Source organism: Janthinobacterium kochi (genome assembly GCF_051380715.1).
Taxonomy (GTDB): Bacteria; Pseudomonadota; Gammaproteobacteria; order Burkholderiales; family Burkholderiaceae_D; genus Janthinobacterium.
This window is the reverse complement of sequence record NZ_JBNYXO010000028.1, coordinates 1-7,539: the sequence shown is the minus strand read 5'-3', so window position 1 is coordinate 7,539 and position 7,539 is coordinate 1. Positions and strand designations below refer to the sequence as shown.

Here is a 7,539-nt window from a genome sequence, read left to right as displayed (position 1 = left end):
CCCTTCCCATCCCGAACAGGACCGTGAAACAACTTTGCGCCGATGATAGTGCTGCAACCAGTGTGAAAGTAGGTTATCGTCAGGCTTGTTATACGCAGTAGAGAAAAACCCCGCCAGCAATGGTGGGGTTTTTTTTCGTCTGGTGGTTTTATCTGGTGCGGCGAAATCCGCCCTACAATGGTGGTATGCGCATTCTGATCATTGAAGACAATCCCGATATTCTTGCCAATCTCTACGCCTATCTGGAACCGAAGGGCCATGTGCTCGATTCGGCCATGAATGGTTATGCCGGCCTGGCCTTGCTGGCCCAGCATGAATACGATGTGATCGTGCTCGATGTCATGCTGCCCGGCCTGACGGGCCTGGAGCTGTGCCGGAAGCTGCGCGGTGAATTGAAAAATAGCACGCCGGTGTTAATGCTGACGGCGCGCGATACCTTGCAAGACAAGGTCGCCGGTTTTGACAGTGGCGCCGATGATTACCTGGTCAAGCCATTCTCGCTACTGGAACTGGAAATCCGCCTGAAAGCCCTGCTGCGCCGCGCGCGCGGGCAAACGACGGCCGCCGCGGTGCTGACGGTGGGCGAGTTGCGTTTCGATACGGAAAAATTCGAAGTCCGGCGCGCCGGCCACGCATTGACCTTGACCAAGACCGGTTACACCATCCTGAAATGCCTGATGAGCGAAGCACCCAAACTGGTGCCGCGCGAGATGCTCGAGCATGAAGTCTGGGGTGATGACCGGCCTGACAGCGATGCCCTGCGCACGCATATCCATGCGCTGCGGCAGGTGCTCGACAAACCATATGCCTTTCCCATGTTGCGCACCATTCCTGGCATCGGCTATAAATTACTGAGTAGCGATGCGCCCGTTTAAATCGCTAAAGCGGCGCATCATCGTCGCCTACCTGCTGTTCGCAGTGGTGGCGAGCATCTTTTTTGCCATTATCGCTGCCATCGCCGTCGAGGGCATCGAAGTGCGCCTGGTTGACGAGCGCCTGAAAGAAGTGGCGGCCTGGGCTTCACCCAGGCATGCAGCCGGCTTGTCTGTCGAGATGCCGGCAGGCTTGAGTTTTCATCACGCCGAGGATACCCCGCTGCCCTTGCGTGGCCTGGCGCCCGGCATGCACGAGAAAACCGTCGACGGCGTCGATCTGCACGTGCTGGTCGGCAGCGATGTGCATGGCGAATTCGTTGTCATCGATCACGCCACCGAATATGAAAAGATCGAGTTGGTGGTGTACAGCATGTTTGCGCTTGGCTTTATCGGTTTCCTGATTTGTGCTTCGCTGCTGGGCGCCTTCATCGCCAATCGCTTGATCACGCCGATTATGTCGCTGACGCAGGCCGTCAAGGCTGGCCAGGCGGCGCTGCCACTGCAGGATAGTGCCGATGAATTGGGGATACTGGCACGCGCTTTTGCCCAACGTACGGCGGAGTTGACCGAAGTTCTCGATAGGGAGCGCTTTTTTACGGGCGATGTCAGCCATGAGCTGCGCACGCCGCTGACCGTGATCACGGGGGCTGCGGAAATTCTGATGGAGCAAGGCTCGCATGAGCCGCTGGTGCGCTCCGCCTCCGAGCGTATTTACCGTGCTGCGCATGAAGCGAGCGACTCCGTGACGGTGCTGCTGCGCCTGGCGCGCGCCCCCGAATTGCTGGAGTGCGCGTCACTCTCCGTGGCGGAACTGGCCCGCCAGGAATGCCTGCGCTGTCAATCGTATACGGCCGGCAAGCCGCTTACCCTCGTATTTGCAGGCGGCGAGGATTTTCTGGTCAACGCCCCGCGTGAATTGCTGGCGGCCGCCATTGGCAACCTGGTACGCAACGCCTGCCAGTACACCTTACAGGGTGAAGTGATCGTGCGCCTGGCCGGACGCGCGCTGATCGTCGAGGATACGGGGCCAGGCTTGCCCGAAGCGGCCCGTGCGCGCCTGCTGCATCAACCCGTACCGGCCAATCTGAGTGGTTCATCCGGCACAGGCTTGGGCTTGGGCCTGGTTCAACGCATCTGCCTGTATCTGGGGGCGGACCTGGCGTTCAATGTCCGCCCCTTTGGTGGCACCATCCTGCGGATTGATTTCATTCAAGCCGGCTTTTTACGACCACTTAACGAAAACTTAACGGGTTGTTGACGCATAATTCATGCCGATACATGTAAGGTGATTCTGGAAGCGCGTCTTGCTTCGTCTGTGCTGTGCACGGTGAGCAGCGTCATGTTCTCTTCATATTGACACTGTACGATGACTTCCATGGTTGCAGTCCTGTGCGGCCTGTCCCTTTCATCTCATGAAGTAATGTGTGCACCCATGCTGGCCAAGCTTAAACTCGTCAAAACTCCCAAAGGCATTGATAGCATCCTGATGCTGTCAGCCATGCTGATCCTCTGGATCGGCAATTACAGCAACCTCGACCTCATGATCGCCGACAGTATGTTTGATGGGAAGCGTGGGCAATTTGCCGGCGCTGACAGCGCGTTGGCGGGCAGTTTTCAGTTTGGCATGACCTTGCTTGGCGCCGCCGTGATCGGCTTGGCCATCTGGGATACCTTGCGTCCGCTGGCCTGGCTTGCATCACGCCGCAGTGCCTTGCGTGTCGTGGCCCTGTCGGCCGTCTTGGTGCCACCAAGCATCTATTTGCTCTCTACCTTCAGCGATGTGCCTTGCCCCACGGATTTGCTGCGCTATGGCGGACTGGAACCTTACGCGCGCATGCTGGAAACATTACCCGCCAGTGCGTCTGCCATGGCTTGCCTGCCCGTCACCCAGGCGAACACTGCCTGGTGGCTACTGGCCTTGCCATTGTTCTGCCTGCCGGCACGGCCACGCACGGCGCTTCTGCTCGCTGGTGTCATGCTGCTGTCCGGTTTGGCGGCAGGCTGGCAGCAACAGTTGCAAGGTACGCAATTTTTCACGCATACCTTGTGGTCTGCCTGGATCGCTTCTTTCCTGATATATCTGCTGCATAACTTGCTCCGGGCCGAGGACGCGTTGGCCTGAAATACAAAAGTACGTCACAATCTGCCTGTCTAGTTGTCGTTTCATACAAAAACAGGAGCACCATGAACGAGCAGATTGCGAGAGAAGTGGTATTGGTCCGTGCTATCGAAACGGCCGATCAGAAAAAAGAAGTCCTCAGCGAGGATGACCGCATGTATGCCAGCCGCAGCGCGCGTGAGCTTGCGCAGTGGCAAGCCTCGGGCAAGCAGGCTGAAGTCACGGGGGACGACTTCCTCCAGCAGCGCTCCGAGTTGATCCTCAAGCGCCTCACCGAGCGCACACCCGCCTTCGCGGCCTTCGCGAATCGTCGCAACGGCATGAAGACCCTGGCGCTGACCCTGCCATTGCTGGCCCTGCTGCTGGGGGCCGGGCTCGACCGCATCACCGATCCGCATCGCGTCGACCTGCTGTCGGCGCCCTTGCTGCTGATCATCGCCTGGAATGTGCTGGTCTACCTGGGCTTGCTGATCTGGCTATGCATCCCCTCGCACTCTCTGGGCTGGCCAAAAGCGGGATTAGTGCGCCACCTGAGCGTGGGCCGCCTGGCCTTGCCGCGCAAGCTGCCGCACGCCTTGTCCTCGGGCTTGCTCAGTTTCATGGGGGAATGGGCGCACCTGAGCGCCAAGCTGACGGCCGCGCGCGTGAGCCGTACCATCCACCTGAGCGCCGCCATGTTTGCCATCGGCGCCGTCGCCTCGCTGTATGCGCGCGGTTTCCTGTCGCAATACGCGGCCGGCTGGGAAAGCACCTTTTTGAATGCCAGCCAGGTGCACAGCTTGCTTTCGACCCTGTTTGCGCCAGCGATTGCCCTGTTTCATTTGCAAGGTTTTTCGCTGGCGGAAATCGAAGCGCTGCGTTTTCCGCAAACGACGACCATCGAAGGCGGCGCGCGCTGGGTGCATTTGTATGCGGCAACCATTTTCCTGCTGGTCGTCGTCCCCCGCCTGATCCTGGCTCTGGTCAACAATTGGCGCGCCGCGCGCCTGGCAAAGCACTTTCCGCTGGATCTCGATCAACCGTACTTCCGCAAGCTCAATGAAAGCATCGGCGTGGCCACGGGCGGCATGTTGCGCGTCTTGCCGTACAGCTTTACTGTCGATGAGGCGCGCCACAAGGGCTTGGGCCAGCTGTCCATCATGCTGTTTGGCGAGCAGGGGCGCATGATGTTGCGGCCATCGACGTCGTATGGCGAAGAGCCGCAGGAGGTCTTGCGCGGCACGGACTTGAATGATCCGCAAGTCAATATCACGGCCGTGCTGTTCAACCTGACGGCAACGCCGGAAAAGGAAAATCACGGCGCCTTCCTCGATTACCTGGTGCAATCGTCGACACGCGGCATCGCCGTCCTGATCGACGAGTCCAGCTATGTGGAGCACGCTGGCGAGCAGGCGGATAACGGCGCGCGTCTGGCGGAGCGAGTTGCCTTGTGGCAGCATTTCTGCCAGTTCCATCAAACCACGGCCACCGTGGTCAATTTGCTCAATCCCGCCTTGCACCCGCTCGACGCCGGTGTCGGCTTGAAAGTATCGGCAGCAGCATGAATGTGAATGTGAATAAAGATGTCCAGGATGATGCAGTGCAGATTCAGTTTGCACTGATTTCGCATACGAATAATGGCAAGACCACCCTGGCGCGCACCTTGGTGGGCGTGGACATCGGCGAAGTGCGCGACGCCGCCCACGTCACCGTGTTTGCGGAATCGCATACTTTGCTGGCGACGCCACAGGGTGATGCCCTGCAATTGTGGGACACGCCCGGCTTTGGCGACTCCGTGCGCCTGCTCAAGCGTCTGGGGCAGGCGGGCAATCCCATCGGCTGGTTCCTGCGCGAAGTGCTGGACCGTTATCGCGACCGCCCGTTCTGGCTCAGCCAGCAAGCGCTGCGCACGGCCAAGGACGCGGCCGACGTAGTGCTGTACCTGGTGAATTCTTCGGAAAACCCCAGGGATGCTGGTTACTTGCCGGCGGAAATGAAAATTCTCGCATGGCTGGATAAGCCTGTGGTGGTCTTGCTCAATCAGATGGGGCCGCCACATCCGGGCAATGAGGAACACGGCGAGCAGGCGCGCTGGCGCGACCATTTGCAGCAATATCCCATCGTGCGCGACGTTTTGGCGCTCGATGCCTTTGCCCGCTGCTGGGTACATGAGCGCGTGTTTTACGAAGCCGTGGGCAAGTTGTTGCCGCAGTCGCAGCAAGCCGGTTATGCGCGTTTGTTTGCTACCTGGCAAGCGCAGAATACGGCTCGTTTCCAGCAGGCCATGCACTTGCTGGCCACGCAGCTGGCGGTGGCAGCCCAGGATCGCGAAGCCATCGAGCCCGTCTCCAAGGGCTTGCTGAAATCGGCCTTGCAGGTCGTGGGCATCGGCAAGAATGCAGAACAGCAACGCCAGGAAAAGGCGATGGCCAGCCTGGTGGCGCGGCTCAATATGCACAGCGGCGTCACCACGCGTGAACTGTTGATCTTGCACAAACTTGACCCTACCGATGCGCATAAGATCAATAGCCGGATACGGGAAAATTTCGCCGTGCGCGCGCCGATCGACAAGGCACAAGCAGGGCTATTGGGCGCCATGATTTCCGGTGCGGCGACGGGCTTGTCGGCCGACCTGATTTCCGGCGGCCTGACCTTGGGTACGGGCGCCTTGCTTGGCGGCGTGGTCGGAGCACTGACGTTTGCGGGTGCAGCCTGGGGTTTTAATTCCGGCACGGAGCGCAATGAGCCCACCATGCAATTTACGGATGCCTTCTTGCGTACCTTGGTCGTGGCGGGCGTGCTGCGTTATTTGGCTGTGGCGCATTTTGGCCGTGGCCGCGGCAACTTTGTCGAAAGCGAGGCGCCGGCCTTCTGGCAGGATGAGGTCGAACAAGCCGTAGCGCGCCATGAGGGCGCATTGGCCGAGCTGTGGAAAGAAGTGCGCCGCGAAAAGTCGAATGAACTGGCGGCCGAACGTGTGCAGCCGATCATCACGGTGATCACTGCCGATGTGCTGGCGCGTCTGTACCCAGACGTGGCGCAGCAGATGTAAATACGGGCTTCCATCGTTTATTTCCAACAGGGTTTCCGATGAGCACACATAAAATCGCGGTCATCGCCGGTGACGGCATCGGCAATGAAGTTATGCCGGAGGGCTTGCGTGTGATTGAAGCGGCTGCGCGCCGTTTCAATATCGACTTGCAGTTCACGACCATGGAGTGGGCAAATTGCGACTATTACCTCGAGCACGGCCAGATGATGCCCTCGGACTGGTTTGCCCAGCTCAAGGATTTCGACGCCATCTATTTTGGGGCTGTGGGCTGGCCGGACAAGGTGCCGGACCATATCTCGCTGTGGGGATCGCTGTTGAAATTTCGGCGTGAGTTCGACGAATACGTCAACTTGCGGCCCGTGCGGCTGATGCCGGGCGTGCCGTGTCCGCTGGCGCACAAGAAGCCGGGCGATATCGATTTCTATGTGGTGCGTGAAAATACGGAAGGAGAATACTCGTCCGTGGGCGGGCGCATGTTCGAGGGAACGGAGCGCGAAACGGTGCTGCAGGAATCCGTGTTTACGCGCAAGGGTGTCGACCGCATCCTGAAGTATGCGTTTGAGCTGGCGCAAAGCCGGCCTAAAAAACACCTGACCTCGGCCACCAAGTCGAATGGCATCGCCATCAGCATGCCGTATTGGGATGAGCGGGTGGAAGCGATGGGGCCGAGCTTTCCCGATGTCCGTTGGGATAAGTACCATATCGACATCCTGGCGGCCCGCTTTGTATTGAGCCCCGAGCGCTTCGACGTGGTGGTGGCTTCGAATCTGTTTGGCGACATTCTGTCCGACCTGGGCCCGGCCTGTACGGGCACGATTGCCATCGCACCATCGGCCAATATCAATCCGGAGCGCACGTTCCCTTCTGTCTTTGAGCCGGTGCACGGTTCCGCCCCTGATATCTACGGCCAGAATATCGCCAACCCGATCGGTATGATCTGGTCGGGCGCCATGATGCTGGACTTTCTCGGCAATGGCGATGCCAATTACACGGCGGCGCATGACGCGATTGTGCACGCAATTGAGCGGGTGATCGAGCATGGTCCGCGTACGCCTGACATGGGCGGCAGCGCCAGTACGACCGATGTGGGTATGGTGGTTGCCGAATTGCTGAAATAAAGCTTGCCGCCCATGGGCGGCTTTGCTATAGTTCGCCTCCCCAATGAGACGCACTAGTTTGCGGCACAAAAGGGACAGCCTTCCGGGGCTGGGTAGTAAAAAAGAAGGTTGACGAAATAGCCGAAACGCTTCATACTCTTCCTTCTTCGCAGCTGACAAACACAACGCTTTGTCGATAGCGCGAAAGTCGCAAATAAGCAGCACCGAATACCGTTCTTTAACAATTAACAGTCGATAAGTGTGGGCATTTGATGTAAGTGCAGCGTCAATCTTCGGATTGGCGTCTAACTTAAAATATCAAATGTTCACAAGAAATAATGAAATAGGATACTTCTTCGGAAGTAGCCTGTCAGTTTTTTGAGTGAGCGACCCGTCAGCAATGACGGTGCCTGTAAA

General features: G+C 58.7%; 6 protein-coding genes. All 6 read left to right on the top strand.

The window, feature by feature from the left end; translation table 11 throughout:
- Window positions 1–185 precede the first annotated feature (185 nt).
- The 6 genes from ACQ4WL_RS27445 to ACQ4WL_RS27420 all read left to right on the top strand — a co-directional run bounded on the left by ACQ4WL_RS27445 (window position 186) and on the right by ACQ4WL_RS27420 (window position 7,143).
- Entirely contained in the window at window positions 186–875 is a 690-nt protein-coding gene (locus ACQ4WL_RS27445) for a response regulator transcription factor (protein WP_436512863.1), read from the top strand.
- Window positions 862–2,133 carry a sensor histidine kinase gene (locus ACQ4WL_RS27440; protein ID WP_436512861.1) on the top strand — a complete coding sequence of 424 codons (1,272 nt, stop codon included), beginning with the start codon at window positions 862–864 and terminating at the stop codon, window positions 2,131–2,133. Before ACQ4WL_RS27445 ends, ACQ4WL_RS27440 begins: the two co-directional genes overlap by 14 nt.
- Before the next feature lie 228 nt (window positions 2,134–2,361).
- Window positions 2,362–2,997 (top strand): phosphatase PAP2 family protein, encoded by a 636-nt coding sequence (locus ACQ4WL_RS27435; RefSeq protein WP_436512859.1) that lies wholly within the window; start codon window positions 2,362–2,364, stop codon window positions 2,995–2,997.
- Window positions 2,998–3,059: 62 nt separating this feature from the next.
- A complete protein-coding gene (locus ACQ4WL_RS27430; protein ID WP_436512857.1) occupies window positions 3,060–4,538 on the top strand; it encodes a DUF2868 domain-containing protein in 1,479 nt (492 codons plus the stop codon).
- The gene (locus tag ACQ4WL_RS27425) at window positions 4,535–6,025 is read left to right on the top strand and encodes a DUF3482 domain-containing protein (RefSeq protein WP_436512855.1); all 1,491 of its coding nucleotides are present in this window, start codon (window positions 4,535–4,537) and stop codon (window positions 6,023–6,025) included. Before ACQ4WL_RS27430 ends, ACQ4WL_RS27425 begins: the two co-directional genes overlap by 4 nt.
- Window positions 6,026–6,063: 38 nt before the next feature.
- A complete protein-coding gene (locus ACQ4WL_RS27420) occupies window positions 6,064–7,143 on the top strand; it encodes a tartrate dehydrogenase (protein WP_436512853.1) in 1,080 nt (359 codons plus the stop codon).
- Window positions 7,144–7,539: the final 396 nt, after the last annotated feature.